The 20547-nt window shown below is 67.7% G+C and carries 17 protein-coding genes and 2 pseudogenes; 12 read left to right on the top strand and 7 right to left on the bottom strand.

The window, feature by feature from the left end; translation table 11 throughout:
- Positions 1-32: 32 nt before the first annotated feature.
- The 3 genes from wrbA to AB8P05_RS22670 are packed head-to-tail and all read left to right on the top strand — an operon-like array spanning position 33 to position 2069.
- Positions 33-635 (top strand): NAD(P)H:quinone oxidoreductase, encoded by a 603-nt coding sequence (gene wrbA, locus AB8P05_RS22680; protein ID WP_455174646.1) that lies wholly within the window; start codon positions 33-35, stop codon positions 633-635.
- A gap of 33 nt (positions 636-668) precedes the next feature.
- Positions 669-1634, top strand: a complete 966-nt coding sequence (locus tag AB8P05_RS22675; protein ID WP_472760976.1) for a glutathione S-transferase family protein — start codon at positions 669-671, stop codon at positions 1632-1634.
- Between the two features lie 60 nt (positions 1635-1694).
- Positions 1695-2069: a hypothetical protein gene (locus AB8P05_RS22670; RefSeq protein WP_472760975.1), complete on the top strand. Its 375-nt coding sequence runs from the start codon at positions 1695-1697 to the stop codon at positions 2067-2069.
- Between the two features lie 9 nt (positions 2070-2078).
- Here the strand turns inward: AB8P05_RS22670 and AB8P05_RS22665 are convergent, their stop codons facing one another.
- Positions 2079-2453 (bottom strand): hypothetical protein, encoded by a 375-nt coding sequence (locus AB8P05_RS22665; protein WP_149226757.1) that lies wholly within the window; start codon positions 2451-2453, stop codon positions 2079-2081.
- Between the two features lie 283 nt (positions 2454-2736).
- Here AB8P05_RS22665 and AB8P05_RS22660 point away from each other — a divergent pair, with 283 nt between their 5' ends.
- Positions 2737-4722: a PP2C family protein-serine/threonine phosphatase gene (locus AB8P05_RS22660; protein ID WP_472760974.1), complete on the top strand. Its 1986-nt coding sequence runs from the start codon at positions 2737-2739 to the stop codon at positions 4720-4722.
- 147 nt (positions 4723-4869) lie between these two features.
- On the opposite strand, the gene AB8P05_RS22655 is transcribed toward AB8P05_RS22660, so the two are convergent.
- On the bottom strand, positions 4870-5922 hold the full coding sequence (locus tag AB8P05_RS22655; protein ID WP_472761192.1) for a DNA topoisomerase IB: 1053 nt from the start codon (positions 5920-5922) through the stop codon (positions 4870-4872).
- A 185-nt stretch (positions 5923-6107) separates the two neighbouring features.
- On the opposite strand from AB8P05_RS22655, the gene AB8P05_RS22650 reads away from it, so the two are divergent.
- The gene (locus AB8P05_RS22650) at positions 6108-6452 is read left to right on the top strand and encodes a hypothetical protein (RefSeq protein WP_472760973.1); all 345 of its coding nucleotides are present in this window, start codon (positions 6108-6110) and stop codon (positions 6450-6452) included.
- A gap of 1 nt (position 6453) precedes the next feature.
- Here the strand turns inward: AB8P05_RS22650 and hemF are convergent, their stop codons facing one another.
- Both hemF and AB8P05_RS22640 read right to left on the bottom strand, forming a co-directional pair.
- Positions 6454-7341 (bottom strand): oxygen-dependent coproporphyrinogen oxidase, encoded by an 888-nt coding sequence (gene hemF / locus AB8P05_RS22645; RefSeq protein ID WP_472760972.1) that lies wholly within the window; start codon positions 7339-7341, stop codon positions 6454-6456.
- Positions 7338-7816, bottom strand: a pseudogene (locus tag AB8P05_RS22640) (tRNA (cytidine(34)-2'-O)-methyltransferase). The gene hemF and the pseudogene AB8P05_RS22640 overlap by 4 nt, the downstream one beginning before the upstream one ends.
- 271 nt (positions 7817-8087) lie before the next feature.
- On the opposite strand from AB8P05_RS22640, the pseudogene petA reads away from it, so the two are divergent.
- The 4 genes and pseudogenes from petA (at position 8088) to AB8P05_RS22620 (ending at position 11379) form a co-directional block, all read left to right on the top strand.
- A pseudogene (petA, locus tag AB8P05_RS22635) lies at positions 8088-8656 on the top strand (ubiquinol-cytochrome c reductase iron-sulfur subunit).
- Positions 8657-8684: 28 nt separating this feature from the next.
- The gene (locus tag AB8P05_RS22630) at positions 8685-9953 is read left to right on the top strand and encodes a cytochrome b (protein ID WP_472760971.1); all 1269 of its coding nucleotides are present in this window, start codon (positions 8685-8687) and stop codon (positions 9951-9953) included.
- The gene (locus AB8P05_RS22625) at positions 9953-10714 is read left to right on the top strand and encodes a cytochrome c1 (RefSeq protein ID WP_472760970.1); all 762 of its coding nucleotides are present in this window, start codon (positions 9953-9955) and stop codon (positions 10712-10714) included. Before AB8P05_RS22630 ends, AB8P05_RS22625 begins: the two co-directional genes overlap by 1 nt.
- Before the next feature lie 113 nt (positions 10715-10827).
- Positions 10828-11379, top strand: a complete 552-nt coding sequence (locus tag AB8P05_RS22620) for a DUF924 family protein (RefSeq protein WP_472760969.1) — start codon at positions 10828-10830, stop codon at positions 11377-11379.
- Here AB8P05_RS22620 and AB8P05_RS22615 read toward each other — a convergent pair.
- Both AB8P05_RS22615 and AB8P05_RS22610 read right to left on the bottom strand, forming a co-directional pair.
- Positions 11376-12257: a response regulator gene (locus AB8P05_RS22615; protein WP_472760968.1), complete on the bottom strand. Its 882-nt coding sequence runs from the start codon at positions 12255-12257 to the stop codon at positions 11376-11378. The two genes, AB8P05_RS22620 and AB8P05_RS22615, sit on opposite strands and share 4 nt — an antisense overlap.
- A gap of 134 nt (positions 12258-12391) precedes the next feature.
- The gene (locus AB8P05_RS22610) at positions 12392-13852 is read right to left on the bottom strand and encodes a helix-turn-helix domain-containing protein (RefSeq protein ID WP_472760967.1); all 1461 of its coding nucleotides are present in this window, start codon (positions 13850-13852) and stop codon (positions 12392-12394) included.
- A gap of 232 nt (positions 13853-14084) precedes the next feature.
- On the opposite strand from AB8P05_RS22610, the gene AB8P05_RS22605 reads away from it, so the two are divergent.
- The 3 genes from AB8P05_RS22605 (at position 14085) to scpA (ending at position 19963) form a co-directional block, all read left to right on the top strand.
- On the top strand, positions 14085-15617 hold the full coding sequence (locus AB8P05_RS22605) for an acyl-CoA carboxylase subunit beta (protein WP_455174659.1): 1533 nt from the start codon (positions 14085-14087) through the stop codon (positions 15615-15617).
- Positions 15618-15628: 11 nt separating this feature from the next.
- Complete coding sequence (locus tag AB8P05_RS22600) at positions 15629-17629, top strand: acetyl-CoA carboxylase biotin carboxylase subunit (protein ID WP_472760966.1); 2001 nt, start codon at positions 15629-15631, stop codon at positions 17627-17629.
- 180 nt (positions 17630-17809) lie between these two features.
- The gene (gene scpA, locus AB8P05_RS22595) at positions 17810-19963 is read left to right on the top strand and encodes a methylmalonyl-CoA mutase (RefSeq protein WP_472760965.1); all 2154 of its coding nucleotides are present in this window, start codon (positions 17810-17812) and stop codon (positions 19961-19963) included.
- Positions 19964-20072: 109 nt separating this feature from the next.
- On the opposite strand, the gene AB8P05_RS22590 is transcribed toward scpA, so the two are convergent.
- Complete coding sequence (locus AB8P05_RS22590) at positions 20073-20291, bottom strand: hypothetical protein (protein ID WP_472760961.1); 219 nt, start codon at positions 20289-20291, stop codon at positions 20073-20075.
- Positions 20292-20547 lie beyond the last annotated feature (256 nt).

The following is a 20547-nucleotide window of genomic DNA, read 5'->3' as shown; positions in this document are numbered from 1 at the left end:
CCGATTCACCAAACGGACAGGGAGTGGCGACGATGGCGAAGGTTCTGGTCCTCTATTACAGCAGCTGGGGCCATGTGTCGGAGATGGCGCAGGCGGTGGCCGAGGGCGCCCGCTCCGTCGCCGGGACCGAGGTGGCGGTGAAGCGCGTGCCCGAACTGGTGCCGGAAGCGGTCCGCCAGTCCGCCCATTACAAGGACGAGAGCGACATCCCCGTCGCCACGGTGGACGAGCTGGCCCAGTATGACGCCATCGTCATCGGCACGCCGACGCGCTACGGCAACATGGCCTCGCAGATGAAGAACTTCCTCGACCAGACCGGCGGGCTGTGGGCCAAGGGCGCGTTGAACGGCAAGGTCGGCGCGGCCTTCACCTCCACCGCCACCCAGCATGGCGGGCAGGAGAGCACGATCCTCAGCACCCACACCGTGCTGCTGCACCTGGGCATGGTGATCGTCGGCCTGCCTTACTCCTTCCAGGGCCAGATGGGCGTTTCGGAAGTGATGGGCAACTCGCCCTACGGCGCCAGCACCATCGCCGGCGGCGACGGCTCGCGCCGGCCGAGTGCCGTCGAGCTGGACGGCGCCCGTTTCCAGGGCCGTCATGTCGCCGAGATCGCGACGAAGCTGCACGGTTGATGACGGGTAGACGCTGAAAAAGGGGAGGGAGCCGTGGGCCTGCTGATCGACGGACAATGGCAAGACCAGTGGTACGACACCAAGAAGACCGGCGGCGCGTTCGTCCGGACGGAGGCGCAGTTCCGCGACCGGGTGTCGGCCGACGGCTCCACCCCCTATCCGGCGGAGGCCGGGCGCTATCACCTGATGGTGTCGCTGGCCTGCCCCTGGGCGCACCGCACGCTGATCCTCCGCAAGCTGAAGCGGCTGGACGAGGTGATCGGCGTCAGCGTGGTCGATCCGCTGATGCTGTCGGAAGGCTGGACCTTCGCGGAGCCGGAGCCCGTGACCGGCGCCCGCCGGCTGTATGAGGTCTATCTGAAGGCCAAGCCCGGCTACAGCGGCCGGGTGACCGTCCCGGTGCTGTGGGACAAGAAGACCGGCAGCATCGTGAACAACGAGTCGGCGGAGATCATCCGCATGCTCAACCGCGAGTTCGACGCCTTCACCGACGTGCGCACCGACTTCTGCCCGCCGGACCTCGTCGAGGAGATCGACCGCGAGAACGCCTTCGTCTATGACGCCGTCAACAACGGCGTCTACAAGGCCGGCTTCGCGACCTCGCAGGACAAGTACGAAGCCGCCTTCGACGCCCTGTTCGCGGCGCTGGACGGCCTCGACGCCAAGCTGGCGACCCGGCGCTGGCTGGTCGGCAACCGTCTGACCGAGGCGGATTGGCGGCTGTTCACCACGCTGGTCCGCTTCGACGCGGTCTATGTCGGGCATTTCAAATGCAACAAGCGGCGGATCGCCGACTATCCGCACCTGTCCGGTTATCTGCGCGACCTCTATCAGGTGCCGGGCGTGGCGGAGACGGTGAATTTCGACCACATCAAGCAGCATTATTACGGCAGCCACGCCACCATCAACCCCACCGGCATCGTGCCGAAGGGGCCGGCGCTGGATCTGGACGCGCCGCATGGGCGGGGCGATCTGGGACCGGAACCGCTGGCGGCGTGACGGATCGGCTCCCCGGCGGTTGTCAGAAGCAAACGACAACCGCATGAGGGAGTTCGTCCGATGCGTACAGTCATTCTGGCGGCCGCGGCCGTCCTGGCTCTTTCGTCGCCCGCCCTGGCCCAGAGCGGCCAATCGCAGAACGGCCAGTCGCAAGGCGGCTGGGGCGGGGCGCTCGACCAGCTGAACCGCGCCGTCAACCCGAACAACTATCCGCAGGACCGCACGGCCGAGGACCGCGAGATGAACCGCGAAGGCCGCCGTTATGAAGGCTCGTCAGGGAACTCCGCCGGCAACCGCCGCGCCGGAGCCTATGGCGACTATTCCGACCGCGACCTGCGCAACCAGTATGACAGGCTGGACGAGGAACAGCGCCAGATCCGGCAGAACCGCCGCGCCATCGAGGACGAAATGGACCGCCGCGGCATCAGCCGCTAGCGACGGTCGTCAGGGCTTGTGGCAGCGGGCCATGTCTTCCGGGTTGCCCATCGCTTCGCACTGGAAGCCGTTGGAGAACTTGAAGCGCAACGGTCCGGTCTTGCGGACGCTGACCACCGGCTTCTTGCCGGTATCCTGGAATTCCACCCAGGCGGAGCTGTCGAAGCGGGTCTGCAGCCCGTTGCTGAGCCGCACCCGGCCCTGATTGTCCTTGATGACCTGGATGCCGGTGCTGAACAGCAGGTTCGGCCCGTCCTGCTTCGCCGACAGGCCGTTGGTGCAGTTCACGCCCTCCGGCTTCACGGCCACGCACTCGAACGAGCTGGGCTGGCTGGCGGTGAGGACCATCGCATAGACGGCGACTTCCAGAACGTTGAGCGGCATGGGCGTGCACCGGTTGAGGGGTGGCGGGTTCAAAACGGCAGGGGACCGCGGCGGGAAACCGCCCGCGGTCCTTCCGTCTTACGGACCATGTGGTTACGAAAGAGATAATGTCGCGCCTGCGGTCGAATCTTGCGCGGCCGCCTCACCTCCGCCCCCGGCCGGCGTGACCATGACCGGTGCGGCGGCCCGGCAACTGGACTTGCGTGCTCCGGACCGGTAGAAGCGGTCGCATCGGCCATGGCTTCGGCCATTTGCTTCAGCCAGAGGGGGCGGGCGCAATCCCATGACGTTCCAACAGCGTTTGATCCTGCTGGTCACCGGTCTGGTGCTGCTGGCGGTGGTGGTGGTCACCACGACGATGGCATTCACCACGCGCGCGGCTCTGACCGAGCGGATCGAGGCGGAGGCGCGGCTGACCGCCGGCCTGCTCGCCCGCGGTGCCGCCCAGGCCGGCGACCTGCCGCGGGAGGTGGACGCCCTGCTGTCGGAACGGCTGCTGTCGGAAGCGACGCTGACCGCCCATCTGGTGGCGCTGGCGGAAACGGCGAAGCTGGCGCCCAAGGCCATCAACGACCGGCTGAAGCAGATCGCCGAATCCGGCGGTCCGGACGAGATGTGGATCACCGACAACCGCGGCCGGGCCTATCTGCACAATGTGCCGGGCCCCGACCCGGTCTTCGGCCAGGATGCCAAGGGCGGTCCGCGCCACGGCGCCTACAGCGGCCTGCTGAACCGTTCGCCCGCGTCGCTGGCGTCGGAACCGGCGATGGAGAACGGCCGGCTGATGAAGTTCGCCGGGGTGGCCGGGGTCGACCGCCCGCGCATCGTCCAGGTCGGCGCCGACATGCGGCGTCTGGGCGACCTGCTGCGCAAGTCGGGCGCCGAGGGCGTGATCGACGGGCTGATCGCCACCCGCGCGGTGGAGGCGGCTTGGCTGCTCGACCGCGACGGCCGGGTGCTGGCGCGCGGCGCGGTGGTGGCCAACGGCTCGGGCGGCCCGCTGAGCGATGCCGACACCGCCGCGGTCAAGGCGGCGGCGACCGCAAGCGACGTGACGGTCCGTGTGTCGGGCGACGGGCTGCTGGCGCTGGCGCCCATCCGCTACACCGCCGCCAACGCCGCGGCTGCGGCCGGCCTGCCGGCGGTCGCCGCGGTCCGCCTTCCCTACACCGAGCCGGGGGCGATGCTGGGCCGGCAGCTGAAGATCGGCGGGCTGGTCGGCATCTTCGTGCTGGCGCTGGGCGTCTATCTCAGCCTGCGCTTCGCCCGCGACCAGATGGCGCCGGTGGAACGGCTGAGCGAGGCGGTCAAGGCGGTGGAGGCCGGGCGCTTCAACCCCCTCAGCCTGAACGAGGCGGCGGACCGCGACGACGAGTTCGGCCGGCTGTCCCGCGTCTTCCGCCGCATGGCGATGGAAGCGACGGCGCGCGAGGAGACGCTGGACGCCCAGCTGGTCATGCGCGGGGCGGAGCTGGAGACCAAGAGCGAGAAGCTGGCGGCCGCCGAACAGCTGATCGAGGAGGAGCAGCGCGCCGCCCGCGACGTGCAGTCCAACCTGCTGCCGCGCCAGCTGCCGGTCGGCCGCGACAGCCAGTTTTTCGGCGCGCTGGTGCCGGGCCATGCCGTCAGCGGCGATTTCTACGACGTGGTCGAGCTGGACGAGCGCCACAGCCTGCTGGTGACCGCCGGCGTGTCGGGCGGCGGCGTGCCGGCGGCCTTCCTGATGCTGATGGTGCGCGCCGCCATCCGCGAGACCGCCCGCCCCGGCGTCGGCCCGGCCGCCATCCTGACCGGCGCCAACGAGCGGCTGTGCGGCGAGAGCCCCTTCAACGGCTTCGCCACCGCCTTCGTCGCCATCTATGACCGCGTCGCCGGCACGCTGGTCCATGCCGCCGCCGGCCATCGCGGCGCCTGCCGCGTCACCGCCGAGGGCGGGGTGGAGTTCCTGTCCGCCGCCGGCGGCCCGGCGCTGGGCATCCGCCGCGGCGCGCCCTATGGCGAGGCCACGCTGGTGCTGAACCAGGACGAGACGCTGTTCCTGTGCACCGACGGCGTCCTGCAGTCCGCCGACGGCCAGCGCGAGCCCTTCGGCGAGGACCGCCTCGCCGCGGCACTCGCCCACAGCCGCGGCATGTCGGCCCGCGACCGTGCGGAGTTGGTCCTGCGCAGCGTCCAGGCCCATGCCGCGGAGGGGGTGATTGCCGGGGATCTGGTGTGTCTGGCGGTGCGGCGGCTGCTGCCGGTGACGGAGGCGGTGGAGGCGGTTTGAGGTGTCGCGGTGGTTGCCCCCACCCCAACCCTCCCCCGCTGGGCGGGGAGGGAGTAAGCGCTTGTACGGGAGAGTGGCGGCAGTTCCTCCCCGCTCAGCGGGAGAGGTTAGGTGGGGGCATTCGCAAGCCGACACCTCCCACACCCCCTACCTCTTCCCCCGCGCCCCCTCCCGCGCCCGCGACGCCGTCTCCCGCTCCAGCCTTTCGCGCAGGAAGGCCAGCACCGCGGCCTCCTCCCCGCTCAATCCCGCCAGCTCGTCGCGCAGTTCCGCCTCCACCTCGCGCTTCAGCGACTCCAGCAGGTCGCCTTCCACATAGGCGTCCAGGATCTCGGGGTGGACGTAGCTCTTGCGGCAGACGCTGGGGGTGTTGCCCAGGCGGGTGGCGACCTGTTCGATGGCGCGGGTGACGTTGCGCTTGGCGCCGGTCGCGCTGTCGAACGCCTCGAACTCCCTGAGCGCCATCGCCGCCAGGACGGTGCCGGCCCAGGTGCGGAAATCCTTGGCGGTGAAGTCGGCGCCGGTGGCCTCGCGCAGGTAGGCATTGACATCGCCCGACGTCACGGCGTGGCGCTGTCCGTCCGAATCCAGATACTGGAACAGCTCGTCGCCGGCCACGTCGCGGCAGGCGGCGACGACGCGGGCCAGCCGGCGGTCCTTCAACGCGACGTTCCATTCCTTGCCCGACTTGCCCTTGAAGGAGAAGCGGACCTCCGACCCCTCGATTTCGGTGTGGCCGTCGCGCAGCGTGGTCAGGCCGTAGCTCTGGTTCTCGCGGGCGTAGGTCTCGTTGCCGACGCGGATCAGGGTGGTTTCCAGCAGCCGGACCACCGCGGCCAGGACCTTCTCCCGCGGCAGGCCGCGCCGGCCGAGATCGGCGGTCACCCGCTCGCGCAGGGCGGGCAGCGCCCGGCAGAAATCCAGCATGCGGCCGAACTTGGTGCCCTCGCGCAGCTCGGTCCAGCGGCGGTGGTAGCGGTACTGCTTGCGCCCCTTGGCGTCGCGGCCGGTGGCCTGCAGGTGGCCGTCGGGATCGGGGCAGATCCAGACGTCGCGGTAGGCGGGCGGGATCGCCAGCTTGCGGATGCGCGCCAGCGTGTCCTCCTCCGTCACCTGGGCGCCGTCGGGCCACAGGAAGCGGAAGCCCTTGCCGTAGCGCCGCCGGCGGATGCCGGGCGTGTCGTCGGAACTATAGGTCAGCCCGGCGCAGGCGGCTTCCTGTTCGGGCGAGGGGGTGTCCGGATCGGACGGGGGATGGTGCTGTCCATGCGGCCATCAACGGCCAACGCGGGCGTTGGTTGCCGCCACCTCCTTCGGAGAGGGTTACTTCGCAGTTGCAAAAGCCGTATCCTCGCGCCACCCAGATCCAGAAGGGAGCCGCGAAGATGGACCGCAAGCCGGACGAGACGACCCTGACCGCCCGTCTGCCGAACCTGGAAATCCAGATCCGCCACCGCGAGGCCGGGGAGGATGGGGCGGAGGTGATCGCCATCCAGTTCCGTGCCACCCCGTCCTTCGATGCGGTCGCCGGCCTGCTGGCGCCGGCCCTGACGAACCCGCTCCTGCTGGCGCGGCCTGCCGGCGGGAAGCCGGGAGCCAATCCGTTCGGCGCCAATCCGATGATGTCCGCCGCCGGCATGGCCGAGCTGTGGATGGCGCCGATGCGGCTGTGGGGCGAGATGGTGCGGCAGGCCTGGGCGCCCTGGGTCCAGATGGGAACCCGCCGCTAGCTCAAGGCCACTTCACCTCGGGCGGCAGGCTCATCAGGATCGCCTCGGTGTTGCCGCCGGTCTTCAGGCCGAAGGTGGTGCCGCGGTCGTAGAGCAGGTTGAACTCCACATAGCGGCCGCGGCGGATCAGCTGGTGCTCCCGCTGCTCCGCCGTCCAGGGCCGGTTCATGTGCCGGCGTACCAGGGCAGTGTAGGTGTCGAGGAAGGCGGTGCCGACGTCGCGGGTGAAGGCGAAGTCGGCTTCCCAGTCGCCCGAATCGAGGTTGTCGAAGAAGATCCCGCCGACGCCGCGCGCCTCGCCCCGGTGGGGCAGGAAGAAATAGCGGTCGCACCATTCCTTGTAGCGCGGGTAATAGTCGGGGTGGTGGCGGTCGCATGCCGCGCGCAGGCCGGCGTGGAAATCCGCGGTGTCCCGGTCGTCGGCGACCATCGGCGTCAGGTCGGCGCCGCCGCCGAACCAGCCCTGGGTCGTCACGATGTGGCGCGTGTTCATGTGGGTGGCCGGAACCAGCGGCGAGCGCATGTGCGCCACCAGGCTGATGCCCGCCGCCCAGAACTCGCCGGTTTCGGCAGCGCCGGGGATGTTGGCACGGAATTCCGGGCTGAAGGTGCCGTGTACGGTCGAGATGTTGACCCCGACCTTCTCGAACACCCGCCCCTTCATCACCGACATGGTGCCGCCGCCGCCTTCGCCGCCGCCATGATCCGGGCGGGACCAGCTCTTGCGCTCGAACCGGCCGGGGGGCAGGTCGGCATGGGTGCCGGTCAGCTCGTCCTCCAGCGCCTCGAAGGCGGCGCAGATGCGGTCGCGCAGCTCGCGGAACCAGGATGCGGCGCGGGTCTTGCGGTCTTCGATGAGGCTGGGGTCGGCGGTGGATTCGGCGGTCATGGCGTTTCCTGTCCGGCAGCTTGCCGCGTCTCTCGTGCGGCGGTCTGCCGCAGGGCTTCACCCAACACCATCGCCGCGCTGACCGCAACGTTCAAGGAGCGGGCGGGCGGAACCATCGGGATCACCAGCCGGGCGTCGGCGGCCTCATGCACCTCGTCGGGCACGCCGGCGCTCTCGCGCCCGACCAGGATGCAGTCGCCGGGGGCGAAGCGGAAGTCGGTGTAGGGGATTGCCGCCCGCGTGGTCAGCAGCACCAGCCGCCCCGTCTGCGGCGCCGCGCGATAGGCGGTCCATGAGCTGTGCCGGACCCAGTCGAGATGGTCCAGGTAATCCATCCCGGCACGGCGCAGACGGCGGTCGTCCAGCACGATCCGCAAGGCTCGATCAGGTCGAGCGCCACCCCCAGCCCGGCCGCGAGTCGCATCAATGTACCGGCATTCTGCGGAATGTCGGGCTCGAACAGAACAAGGCGCAACGCGGGCCTTGCCTCGAAGTGTTTGTTTTGCATACAAATAGTCCAGCCCCGACACACGCGACAAATTGTCTCCCGGCCAAGGACTTTTCAAGATGTCGACGCGACGGTATACCGCAGCGCAGAAGCTGGAGATACCCACTCCGGACCGATGCGGCATGCCTGAGGGTTTTTCCTTCGGCGGGCGGGCTTGCCGTGTCATGCATAAAAATGGTCCATCGGTCGTCCGGCGCGGGCAAAGGGCGTCGGGCATGCCTTGAGGAGAAACAGGCTTATGGCTCAGACCACGCATCCGCCCGGGACGGGTGGCCACGCGGCCTCCAGCGGCGAGGGGGTTCCCGCCGCGATTTTCTGTATCTTGCCACCGGTGCGGTCGGCGTCGTCGGGGCGGCCTCCGCGGCCTGGCCTTTCATCGACAGCCTGAATCCGGCGGCCGACACCCTGGCGCTTGCCTCCATCGACGTTGATCTGGCTCCGGTCGCCGCGGGGCAGGCGATCACGGTCACCTGGCGCGGAAAGCCTGTCTTTGTCCGCCACCGCACCGCCGAGGAGATCGAGGCCGCCAAGCAGGTCAACCTGGGCGAACTGCGCGATCCCGCCGCCGACGATGCCCGCGTGAAGAAGCCGGAATGGCTGATCGTCATCGGCATCTGCACGCATCTGGGCTGCGTGCCGCTGGGCCAGAAGGTCACCGATCCGCGCGGCGAGTATGGCGGGTGGTTCTGCCCCTGCCACGGCTCGCACTACGACACCGCTGGGCGCATCCGCAAGGGCCCGGCCCCCGCAAACCTTGTCCTTCCGACGTACGCCTTCACGGGCGATACCAAGATCCGGCTCGGTTAAGCGGCCCAACGGTTCTGGAGACCCCGAGATGGCTCAGGTTCAAGCCACCAAGTTCAAGAATCCGGTCGTGAACTGGATCGACAGCCGCCTGCCGATCTTCACGATGCTGGATCACGAGTACAACCACTACCCGATGCCGCGGAACGTCAACTATCTGTGGGCGTTCGGTGCCATCGCCGGCATCATGCTGGTCATCATGATCGCCACGGGCCTGTTCCTGGCGATGCAGTACTCGTCCCACACCTCGCTGGCCTTCGATTCGGTCGAGCGCATCATGCGCGACGTGAATTACGGCTGGCTGATCCGCTACGTCCACGCCAACGGCGCGTCGATGTTCTTCATCGCCGTCTACATCCACATGTTCCGCGGCCTCTATTACGGCTCCTACAAGGCCCCGCGCGAAATCCTGTGGATCCTGGGCGTCATCATCTTCCTCGTCATGATGGGCACCGCCTTCATGGGCTACGTGCTGCCCTGGGGCCAGATGAGCTTCTGGGGCGCCACCGTCATCACGAACCTGTTCTCGGCCTTCCCGATCGTCGGCGACCCGATCGTGACGCTGCTGTGGGGCGGCTTCTCGGTCGACAACCCGACGCTGAACCGCTTCTTCGCGCTGCATTTCCTGCTGCCCTTCGTGCTGCTGGGTCTGGTGATCCTGCACACCGCGGCGCTGCATGTCTGCGGCTCGAACAACCCGCTCGGCATCGACCCGAAGGGCCCGCAGGACACCGTCCCCTTCAACCCGTACGTCACGGTCAAGGACGGCTTCGCCGTAGTGATCTTCCTGATCATCTACGCGGCGTTCGTGTTCTTCATGCCGAACTACATGGGCCATCCGGACAACTACATCCCGGCCGACCCGCTGGTGACGCCGGCGCACATCGTGCCGGAATGGTACTTCCTGCCCTTCTACGCCATGCTGCGCGCGATCCCGGACAAGCTGGGCGGCGTGCTGGCGATGTTCGGCTCCATCGCCCTGCTGGCCTTCCTGCCGTGGCTCGACCGCTCCAAGGTCCGCAGCTGCAAGTTCCGGCCGATCTACCGCCAGTTCTTCTGGATCCTCGCCCTCGACGCGCTGGTCCTCGGCTATGCCGGCGCCATGCCGGCCGAAGGCGCCTGGCTGGTCATCGCCCGCATCGGCACCGCTTATTACTTCTTCCACTTCCTGGTCCTGCTGCCGGTGCTGGGCAAGCTGGAACGGCCGAGTCCGCTCCCCAACAGCATCGCCGAGTCCGTTCTGAAGGGCGGGGGCGGCATCGCCGCCGGTGCCCATGCCAAGCCGATGGAGAAGGCCTGATGCGCGCGTTGAAGACTGCTATCCTCTCGGCGGCGCTGGCTCTCGGCATCGCCGGGGCCGCGCAGGCCGCGGAAGGCGTGCACATTCCCAAGCAGAACTGGCCGCACAGCGGTATCTTCGGGACCATCGACAAGGCGTCGGCCCAGCGTGGCTTCCAAATCTACAAGGAAGTCTGCGCCGCCTGCCATTCCCTGCGCCTGGTTCCGATCCGCACGCTCGCCGGCATCGGCTTCACCGAGGATGAGCTGAAGGCGATCGCCGCCGGCTACGAGGTGCAGGCCGGTCCGAACGATTCGGGTGAGATGTTCATGCGTCCGGCCGTCCCGGCCGACCGCTTCCCGTCGCCCTTCGCCAACAGCCAGGCGGCCCGCGCGGCCAACAGCGGCGCCCTGCCGCCGGACCTGTCGCTGATGGCCAAGGCCCGCGTCGGCGGCGAGGATTACCTCTACGCCTTCCTGACCGGCTTCGAGGAGCCGCCGGCCGACGTCAAGCTGATGGACGGCATGAACTACAACAAGGTGTTCCCCGGCCATCAGGTCGGCATGCCGAACATCCTGCAGCCCGACGGCGTCACCTTCGCCGACGGCACCAAGGCGACGGTGGAGCAGCAGGCGCACGACGTGGCGACCTTCCTGACCTTCGCCGCGGAACCGCACCTGGACGCCCGCAAGCAGATGGGCGTCAAGGTCATCCTGTTCCTGCTGGTGCTAGCCGGCCTGATGTACGCCACCAAGCGCAAGCTGTGGAGCACGCTGCACTGAGCCCGGCGGTTCGGTGAGGCAATTCGGACCTGGACAGGGCGCCCCATCGGGCGCCCTGTTCGTTTATGGGGAAACGGGTCGTCCGGGCGGCGGACTTACGGCGGAGAAGACGGATGGTGGACAAGCTGATCGACGAGATCGTCGATTTCTGGTTCGACGAGGCGACGAAACCCTATTGGTTCCGCAAATCGGCAAGCTTCGACCGGGCGGTGGCCGACACGCTGGGGCCCCATTACGAGGCGGCGGCCCGCGGCGACTATGACCGCTGGATGGAGGATGTCGACGGCTGCATTGCACTGTGCGTCCTGCTCGATCAGGTGCCGCGCAACATGTTCCGCGACGATCCGCGCGCCTTTGCCACCGATGCCAAGGCGCGGGCCGTGAGCGACCATGCGGTCGCCAACGGATTCGATTTGGAGTGCAACACGGACGAGCGGATCTTCCTCTACCTGCCCTACGAGCATCACGAGGATCTCGCCAGCCAGGAGCGGTCGGTGGCGCTGTTCACCGAGCGGGTGGGCGACGAGACCACGGTGCGCTACGCCCTGCGCCACCGCGAGATCATCCAGCGCTTCGGCCGCTTCCCCCACCGCAACGCCGTCCTCGGTCGCCCGAGCACGCCGGAGGAGGAGGCGTTCCTGAAGGAGCCGGACTCGTCTTTTTAGGCCGGTTGCGGCGCCAGCCAGCGTTCCAGCGCGCCGAGCAGGTCGGCGCGCCGGACCGGCTTGGTCAAATAGTCGTTCATGCCCGCGGCGAGGCAGCGGACGCGGTCCTCCGGTTGGGCGTTGGCGGTGACGGCGATGATCGGGATGCGCGCGCGCTCGTCGCCGAGCGAGCGGATGGTGGCGGTGGCCGCCACCCCGTCCATGTCCGGCATGGCGACGTCCATCAGCACCGCTTCGGGCGGCACCGGCGCCTGGGCGACCGCCTCCACCGCCTCCGCCCCGCCGGTGGCGGTCTCGACCGAGAAGCCGGCCTTGGCGAGCAGCCCGGCCACCACCATCCGGTTGGTGGCGCTGTCGTCCACCACCAGCAGACGACCGCCGCGCGAGCGCGCCCAGCTCATCAGCCGGTCGGCATCGGTGGTGCGGGAGGGCAGGGCGACCGGCATGTCCAGCGTCACCCGCCACAGCCCGTCCGCACCCTGCGCCATGCCCATCTGCGCCCCCAGCGCCGTCAGCAGGCGGCGGGCGAGTTCGTGGCAGAATCCGGACCCGTCTTGGGTGTCGAAGCGGCCGGCCAGCTCCGCCCGCAGGGTCACCCGCTCCTCCCCCACCGGCAGGGCCGACAGGCGGAACTCCAGCCGGCCGCCCGGATCGGTGGTGGCGATGGCGCTGGCGGCGATGGCGGTGCAGAGCGCGCCCGCGGTCTCGGCATCGCCGACCAGCCGCGGCGGCGTGCCGGTCAGCACGCCGACCGTGAGCGCGACGTCGCGCGCGTGGGCCGGCGCCGCGGTCGATACCGACAGCATGCGGGCCAGCGCCTCAGGGGCGAAGGCCGTCACCCGCCCGCCGGGGGCGTGATGCAGATTGTCACCGTCCATGACCCGCCATTGGCAAAATGCAATGCAGCTTGCAGAGATCGCGGCCGCAAATGCCCGCGGACACAGCTTTCGCGATCTTGCGACCCGTTCTCAGCAAGCGGCGGGCCAACCGGCCTCTCCCTCCGGTGGTCCGGTCAGCGCGGCGGTGCGTCCGGAGGGTTGAAGAGGTAGGGCACGAAGCTGCGGTGATGCTCGTTCACCCGCAACTCGCTGCCGATCGGCGGGAAGGCGCGCTGCTGGCAATCGGTGCGCTCGCACAGGCGGCAGTTGACGCCGATGGGGACGGCCGCCTTGACGTCGGTGATGTCGATGCCGGCGGCATAAACCAGCTCCGGCGCATGGCTGGCTTCGCAGCCCAGCCCGACGGCGAACTGGCGTGACGGCTTCAGATAGGCGCCGCCGCGCTTGGTCACCGTGCGGGCGATGCTGATGTAGGTGGTGCGGTCGGGCATCTGGGCGAACTGCACCAGGATCTTGCCGGGCTGGGCGAAAGCCTCGTGCACGTTCCACAGCGGGCAGGCGCCGCCGAAACGGGCGAAGTGGAAGCGGGTGGCGGAATGGCGCTTGGTGATGTTGCCGGCCATGTCGACCCGCACGAAATAGAAGGGCAGGCCGCGCGCCCCCGGCCGCTGCAGGGTGGAGAGCCGGTGGCAGACCTGCTCGAAGCTGGCGGAGAAGCGGCTCTGCAACTGTTCCACGTCGTGGCGCAGGGCACGGGCCTGCGCTGCGAAGGCGCGGTAGGGCAGGACCAGCGCCCCGGCGAAATAGTTGGCGAGCCCGACCCGGCAGATCGACCGCGCATCCTCGCTGGAGAATTTCGCCTGATCGACCAGCTCGTCGATCTGGTCGCCGAACTCCAGCAGCGCGATCTGGTTCGCCATGTGGAAGGCCCGGCTGGAGCTGGTCAGCAGGGCCGACAGCCGCAGCGTGCCGGTGGAGGCGTCGTAGCTGCGCATGGCGGTCTCGCCCGCCTCGTCGGCGACGATCTTCACCCGCACGTCGTGGCGGCGCTTCAGATAGGCGGCCAGCTCGTTCAGCAGCGATCCGGAATGGATCTTCTCGGCATCCCACAGCCGCTCCGCCGCCTCGTCCAGCGGACCGATGTAGTTGTTGCAGTAGTGGAAATAGTCGCGGACCTCCTCGTAGGGAAACTGCGGCCCGGCGAAGCTGTCGCCCTCCTGGCTGCTGGGTTCGCGGTTGGACAGGCTGTCGGCCAGCGACTGCACCCGCTCGTGCAGCTTCTGATAGGCCTGGTGCAGGCTGAGCACCCGGCGGGCCAGTTCGGGGCTGGAGCCGACCACGCTGCGCAGCTCGCCGGCGGTCAGCGGGGCGCCGGCGAAGAGCGGGTCGGCCAGCGCCTCGCGCAGGTCGGAGACCAGCCGGCTGTCCTCGTCCTCCAGGAAGGCGGACAGTTCCAGCTCGAAGGTGGCGGCGATCCGCATCAGCACCGGCAGGGTCAGCGGGCGCTGGTTGTTCTCCAACTGGTTGAGATAGCTGGGAGAAAGCTCCAGCGTCTTGGCCAGCGACGCCTGGGTCAGTCCGCGCTGTTCGCGCAGGCGGCGCAGCTTGTAGCCAAGGAATAGCTTCTTTTGCATGCGTATAAAATCCCGCCCACCTGACGGCCTTGCAAATCCGCCGTTCTTCGCAATCTTAGCAAGCGCAAAGCCGCATTTGCAAAGGGCTTCGCAACTTCGCACCTTTTTGCGAAGAGGCTGTTTGAAGCGCTGCGAAGTTTGTGAATAATCCGCGGCGTTCCGGTGAATGATTGCGTCGCTCGGCGCCGGAGCGGGGACCGTCACTGCGATGCCAAAGATATGGGAACGCCCGATGCAAGACATTCTGGCCAAGTTGGAGTCCAAGCGCGCCGCGGCGCGGCTGGGCGGCGGTGAGAAGCGCATCGCCGGCCAGCACGCCAAAGGCAAGCTGACCGCGCGCGAGCGGATCGAGCTGTTCCTCGACGAAGGGTCGTTCGAGGAGTTCGACATGTTCGTCGAACATCGCTGCATCGACTTCGGCATGGAGAACCAGAAGGTCCCGGGCGACGGCGTAGTGACCGGCCACGGCACCGTCAACGGCCGCCTCGTCTTCGTCTTCAGCCAGGACTTCACGGTCTTCGGCGGCGCGCTGTCGGAGGCGCATGCCGAGAAGATCTGCAAGATCATGGACCAGGCGCTGAAGGTCGGCGCACCGGTGATCGGCCTGAACGACAGCGGCGGCGCTCGCATCCAGGAGGGCGTGGCCTCGCTCGGCGGCTATGCCGAGGTGTTCCAGCGCAACGTCGACGCGTCGGGCGTCATCCCGCAGATCTCCCTCATCATGGGGCCGTGCGCCGGCGGTGCGGTGTATTCGCCGGCCATGACCGACTTCATCTTCATGGTGAAGGACAGCTCCTACATGTTCGTCACCGGCCCCGACGTGGTAAAGACCGTCACCCACGAGGTCGTGACGGCGGAAGAGCTGGGCGGCGCCGTCACCCACTCCACCAAGTCGGGCGTGGCCGATCTGGCCTTCGAGAACGATGTCGAGGCCCTGCTGCAGCTGCGCCGCTTCATCGATTTCCTACCGTCGTCGAACCGTGAGAAGGCGCCGGTCCGCCCCTGCGTCGATCCGCTCGACCGCGAGGACTTCTCGCTCGACACGCTGGTGCCGGAGAACCCGAACAAGCCCTACGACATGAAGGAGCTGATCCTCAAGATCGTCGACGAGGGCGACTTCTTCGAACTTCAGCCGGAATACGCCAAGAACATCATCATCGGCTTCGCCCGCATGAACGGCTCCACGGTCGGCATCGTCGCCAACCAGCCGATGGTGCTCGCCGGCTGCCTGGACATCGACAGCTCCAAGAAGGCCGCGCGTTTCGTGCGCTTCTGCGACGCCTTCGAAATCCCGATCCTGACCCTGGTCGACGTCCCCGGCTTCATGCCCGGCACCAGCCAGGAATATGGCGGCATCATCAAGCACGGCGCCAAGCTGCTGTACGCGTACGCCGAGGCGACCGTGCCGAAGGTGACCGTCATCACCCGCAAGGCGTACGGCGGCGCGTACGACGTGATGTCGTCCAAGCATCTGCGCGGCGACGTGAACTATGCGTGGCCGTCGGCGGAAATCGCGGTGATGGGTGCGAAGGGTGCCGTCGAGATCATCTTCCGCGGCGACATCGGCGACGCCGAGAAGATCGAGGCGCGTACGGAAGAGTACAAGCAGAAGTTCGCCAATCCCTTCGTCGCCGCATCGCGCGGTTACATCGACGACGTCATCATGCCGCACGGAACCCGCCGCCGCATCACGAAGGCGCTGTCCATGCTGAAGAACAAGCAGCTCCAGAACCCCTGGCGCAAGCACGACAACATTCCGCTGTGAGGGCCGGCAGCATGTTCGAGAAGATCCTCATCGCCAACCGTGGCGAGATCGCCTGCCGCGTCATCCGCACGGCACGCCGCATGGGCATCAAGACCGTCGCGGTCTATTCCGACGCCGACAAGAACGCGCTGCATGTCGAGATGGCCGACGAGGCCGTCCATATCGGCGCCGCGCCGTCGGCCCAGAGCTATCTGCAGGTCGACCGCATCGTCGAGGCCTGCAAGCAGACCGGCGCCCAGGCCGTGCATCCCGGCTACGGCTTCCTGTCGGAGAAGCGCGAGTTCCAGGAGGCGCTGGCGGCCGCCGGCATCGCCTTCATCGGTCCGGACGCCCACGCCATCCAGGCCATGGGCGACAAGATCGAGTCCAAGAAGCTGGCCAAGGAAGCCGGCGTCTCCACCGTCCCAGGCTATCTCGGCGTCATCGCCGACGACAACGAGGCGGTGACCATCGCCCGCGACATCGGCTATCCGGTGATGATCAAGGCGTCGGCCGGCGGCGGCGGCAAGGGCATGCGCGTGGCCTGGAACGACGAGGAGGCACGCGAGGGCTTCCGGTCCGCCCAGAACGAGGCGCGCTCCAGCTTCGCCGACGACCGCGTGTTCGTCGAGAAGTACATCCAGCAGCCGCGCCACATCGAAATCCAGGTGCTGGCCGACGGGCAGGGCACCTGCCTGTATCTGGGCGAGCGCGAATGCTCGATCCAGCGCCGCCACCAGAAGGTCATCGAAGAGGCCCCGAGCCCGTTCCTCGACGCCGCCACCCGCAAGGCGATGGGCGAGCAGGCGGTGGCCCTGGCCAACGCGGTGCAGTACAAGTCGGCCGGCACGGTGGAATTCATCGTCGATGCCGAGCGCAACTTCTACTTCCTGGAGATGAACACCCGCCTCCAGGTCGAGCATCCGGTCACCGAACTGATCACCGGCTTCGACCTCGTCGAGCTGATGATCCGCGTCGCGGCTGGCGAGAAGCTGACGATCAAACAGGAGGACGTCCGTCTGCATGGTTGGGCCATCGAGGCGCGCGTCTATGCGGAGGATCCCTTCCGCAACTTCCTGCCCTCCACCGGCCGCCTGACCCATTACCGGCCGCCGGCCGCCGACCCGCATGTCCGCGTCGACACCGGCGTGTTCGAGGGCGGCGAGATCTCGATGTACTACGATCCGATGATTGCCAAGCTCTGCACCTGGGGCTCGACGCGCGACGCGGCCATCGCCGGCATGCGCGAGGCGCTGGACCAGTATTACATCCGCGGCGTCAGCCACAACATCCCGTTCCTGGCCTCGCTGATGGCGAACCAGCGCTTCGTCGACGGGCGGCTGACCACCAACTTCATCGCCGAGGAATATCCGAACGGCTTCCATGCCTCGGACCTGCCGCCGGAGGATCCGGCGGTGCTGATCGCGGTCGCCGCGGTGATCCACCGCAGCCTGAACGACCGCGACATCCAGATCTCCGGTAAGATGCCCGGCAACAAGGCCAAGGTGCGCGACGACTGGGTGGTGGTGCTGGACGGCACCCAGCATCCGGTGCATCTGCACCCGGCGGACGGCAGCCCGCAGCGCATCGGCTACACCGTCGACATCGACGGCAAGCACCACACGGTGTGGAGCGACTGGCAGCTGGGCGAGCCGCTGTTCCGCGGCACGGTGAACGGCAATCATGTCTGCGTCCAGATCGACCGCGTCGGCGTCGGTTATCGCCTGCACCACAGCGGGTCGCAGGCCATCGTCAAGGTACTGACCCCGAAGGCGGCGAAGCTAGACGCCCTGATGCCGGTCAAGGCGCCGCCGGACATGTCGAAGTTCCTGCTGTCGCCGATGCCGGGCCTGCTGGTGTCGCTGGCGGTGTCGGAAGGCCAGGAGGTCAAGGCCGGCGAGGTGCTGGCCGTGGTCGAGGCCATGAAGATGGAGAACATCCTGCGCGCCGCGCAGGACGGAACGGTCGCGAAAATCCACGCAGCCCCGGGCAGCAGCCTGGCGGTCGATCAGAAGATCGTGGAATTCGCGTAACCGTATAATAAGAAGAACAGTACCGAGAGGAAGCGTACCCCCAGCCCCTCTCCGCCCTCGGCGGACCGGAGGTCCGTCCGACGGATGGACCACGGTCCACCGAGGGCGGAGAGGGGTGTCGGGAGGAAACGCACTGCCACCATTACTACCTGCGCCATAAGAAGCCCTCAGGAGGCGTCGATGACCGAGTTCCCGAAGAAGACCCTTGCCGATTGGGACAAGCTGGCCGCCAAGGATCTCGGCGCCGACGGCGACATCTCCAAGCTGGTCTGGAAGACCCCGGAAGGGCTGGACGTCAAGGCGCTCTACACCGCCGCCGACCTGGAAGGGCTGGAGCTGGACACGCTGCCGGGCTTCCCGCCCTTCACCCGCGGCCCGCGCGCCACGATGTATGCGGTGAAGCCCTGGACCATCCGACAGTACGCCGGCTTCTCCACCGCGGAGGAGTCGAACGCCTTCTACAAGGCCAACCTCAAGGCCGGCCAGATGGGCCTGTCGGTGGCCTTCGATCTCGCCACCCACCGTGGCTATGACAGCGACCATCCGCGCGTCGTCGGCGACGTCGGCAAGGCCGGCGTGGCGATCGACAGCGTCGAGGACATGAAGATCCTGTTCCAGGACATCCCGCTCGACAAGATGTCGGTGTCGATGACCATGAACGGCGCGGTGCTGCCGATCCTGGCCGGCTACATCGTCGCGGCGGAAGAACAGGGCGTTTCCCAGGACAAGCTGAGCGGGACCATCCAGAACGACATCCTGAAGGAGTTCATGGTCCGCAACACCTACATCTACCCGCCCGAACCCTCGATGCGGATCATCGCCGACATCATCGAGTACACCTCCCAGCACATGCCGAAGTTCAACTCGATCTCGATCTCCGGCTACCACATGCAGGAGGCCGGCGCCACGGCGGTGCAGGAGCTGGCCTTCACCATCGCCGACGGTCTCGAATATGTCCGCGCCGCGATGTCCAAGGGGCTGCCGGTCGACAAGTTCGCGCCGCGCCTGTCCTTCTTCTTCTCCATCGGCATGAACTTCTTCATGGAGATCGCCAAGCTGCGCGCCGCGCGCCTGCTGTGGTCGTCCCTGATGCAGGAGAAGTTCCAGCCGAAGGACGCGCGTTCGCTGGCCTTGCGCACCCATTGCCAGACTTCGGGCGTCAGCCTGACCGAGCAGGACCCTTACAACAACGTCATCCGCACCACCATCGAGGCGATGGCCGCGGTGCTGGGCGGCACCCAGTCGCTGCACACCAACGCCTTCGACGAGGCGCTGGGCCTGCCGACCAAGTTCTCCGCCCGCATCGCCCGCAACACCCAGCTGATCATCGCGGAGGAGGCCGGCGTCACCAAGGTGGTCGATCCGCTCGGCGGCTCCTTCTATATCGAACACCTGACCCACAGCCTCGCCAACGCCGCGCTGGAGCTGATCGGCCGCGTCGAGGAAATGGGCGGCATGACCAAGGCGGTCGAGAGCGGCATGCCCAAGCTGCTGATCGAGGAGGCCGCCGCCCGCCGCCAGGCCGCCATCGACCGCGGCGAGGAGGTGATCGTCGGCGTCAACAAGTACCGTCCTGAGAACCCCGAGGGGGTGGACGTGCTGGACATCGACAACACCGCCGTCCGCGAGGCGCAGATCGCCCGCCTGAAGCAGATCCGCGCCAGCCGCGACGAGGCCAAGTGCCAGGAGGCGCTGGCGGCGCTGACCAAGGCGGCCACCGAGAAGACGGGCAATTTGCTGGCCCTGTCGGTCGAAGCCACCCGCGCCCGCGCCACCGTCGGCGAGATCTCCGACGCGCTGGAGAAGGCCTTCACCCGCCATGTCGCGGTCATCCGCTCGGTGTCGGGCGTCTATGGCTCGGCCTATGAGGGCGACGACGGCTTCAAGAAGATCCAGGAGGAGGTGGCAGCCTTCGCCGCCGAGGAAGGCCGCCGGCCGCGCATCCTGGTGGTGAAGATGGGCCAGGACGGCCACGACCGCGGCGCCAAGGTGATCGCCACCAGCTTCGCCGACATCGGCTTCGACGTCGACATCGGGCCGCTGTTCCAGACCCCGGACGAGGCGGCGCGTCAGGCGGTGGAGAACGACGTCCACGTCATCGGCGTGTCGTCCCAGGCCGCCGGCCACAAGACGCTGGTGCCGCAGCTGATCGAGGAACTGCGCAAGCAGGGTGCCGGCGACATCCTGGTGGTGTGCGGCGGCGTGATCCCGCCGCAGGATTACGACTTCCTCTACAAGGCGGGGGCCGCGGCCATCTACGGTCCGGGCACCAACATCCCGAAGGCGGCGTCCGACATCCTGGGCATCCTGCGCAAGCAGAAGGCGGCGGCGTGATGAGCGGAAGCGGGAAGAGCGAAGGCTCTTCCCGCTTTTGTGTCAGGCGGCGGGGGGCCCTTTGAAATTTGACGGGGTGATGCGCGGTAGAGGCATCGCCCCGTCGCTTTCAGTGATTCCAATCCAGTTCCCGGATGGCTTGCCGCCGCTCCTGCATGGTCAGTTCAGTTCTGTAGCGCCGTGGATTGCCGCACATCCAGCAACTGCACACTGCCATATTGTCGGCGACCTTCTGCGGAATGTCGGCCCAAGGGAGAATACGCCGAACCTTTGCGACCATACGGGCACGCTCATGCCGGCGGCGCGCCCGCGTCATGTCTTTAGACATCTTGCCTCTCCAAGCTCGATGCCCCGGCGCGTCCCGTCCAACATTGAACGGCGCTGCCGGGGCTATCGTGGCTTGGGAGGAGATGCGACCGAATTCGTCATGCCGGGATTGTAGCATTGGGTCGGGGCGGCGTCACGCTCTCGTTCCCGAAGTTGGAATGTGTCGGTCGGAACTCCGAGGATTTCGAACTGAGAGACCATCCAGCTGGTCACGAACTGGACAGGATAATGCTGCGTCACTATCCTCAGTATGGTGA

It is taken from the genome of Azospirillum sp. VT-I1, from assembly GCF_055698305.1.
This window is presented reverse-complemented; position numbering and strand designations above follow the sequence as displayed.